A 1,114-nucleotide genomic window follows, 5' to 3' on the forward strand; every position below is an offset into this window, starting at 1 on the left:
CAGCGGCGTAGGTGGTTTCGCCGATGGTGAAGTTAAGCACGCTGACCGGGCCGTCGACGCTGGAAGTTCCGGTCAGCACGCTGCCGGAGACGGGTGCATCTTCGGTGGTGGTCACGGTTTCGCCGAGGTCGGTGAAGCTGTCATCAACCGGTGTGACGCTGATGTTCAGGGTCGAGGTGACGTCAGAGCCAGAGCCGTCAGTGACGGTGTAGCTGACCACTGGCACGCTGCCGTTGTAGTTGGCGGCCGGAGTAAAGGTGTAGGCGCCATTGGCCGCAATGACCAGAGTGCCGACATTGGCGATAGTCGCCGTACTGCCGGCGGTGTAGGTGTTCGCACCGATGGTGAAGTTGACCACGGTCACGTCGCCGTCGACGCTCGAGGTACCAGTCAGCACGCTGCCGGTAACGGCAGTGTCTTCAAGGGTGGAGACCGTTTCGCTGGCATCGGTGAAGCTGTCATCAACCGGGGTGACGCTGATGTTCAGAGTCGAAGTGACATTGCTACCGGAACCGTCGGTGACGGTGTAGCTGACCACTGGAACGGTGCCGTTGTAGTTGGCGGCTGGGGTGAAGGTGTACGCCCCGTTCGCCCCGATCACCAGGGTGCCGACATTAGCGATAGTCGCGGTGCTGCCGGCGGTGTAGGTGTCCGCACCGATGGTGAAGTTGACCACGGTCACGTCGCCGTCGACGCTTGAGGTACCCGTGAGGACGCTGCCGGTAACGGCAGTGTCTTCCAGGGTGGAGACCGTTTCGCTGGCATCGGTGAAGTTGTCATCGACCGGGGTGACGCTGATGTTCAGGGTCGAAGTGACATTGCTACCGGAACCGTCGGTGACGGTGTAGCTGACCACTGGCACGCTGCCGTTGTAGTTGGCGGCTGGGGTGAAGGTGTACGCGCCGTTCGCCGCGATGACCAGGGTGCCGACATTGGCGATAGTCGCCGTACTGCCGGCGGTGTAGGTGTTCGCACCGATGGTGAAGTTGACCACGGTCACGTCGCCGTCGACGCTCGAGGTGCCAGTGAGGACGCTGCCGGTCACGGCAGTGTCTTCAAGGGTGGACACGGTTTCGCTGGCATCGGTGAAGTTGTCATCGACCGGGGTGACGCT

The 1,114-nt window shown here is 62.1% G+C and carries 1 protein-coding gene; it reads right to left on the reverse strand.

The window, feature by feature from the left end; all coding sequences use genetic code 11:
• Window positions 1-1,114 (reverse strand): tandem-95 repeat protein (locus tag UB23_RS02375; RefSeq protein ID WP_045057741.1); only part of this gene is annotated, 1,114 nt, incomplete at both ends.

It is taken from the genome of Pseudomonas sp. ES3-33, assembly GCF_000952175.1.
GTDB classification, from domain to species: domain Bacteria; phylum Pseudomonadota; class Gammaproteobacteria; order Pseudomonadales; family Pseudomonadaceae; genus Aquipseudomonas; species Aquipseudomonas gregormendelii.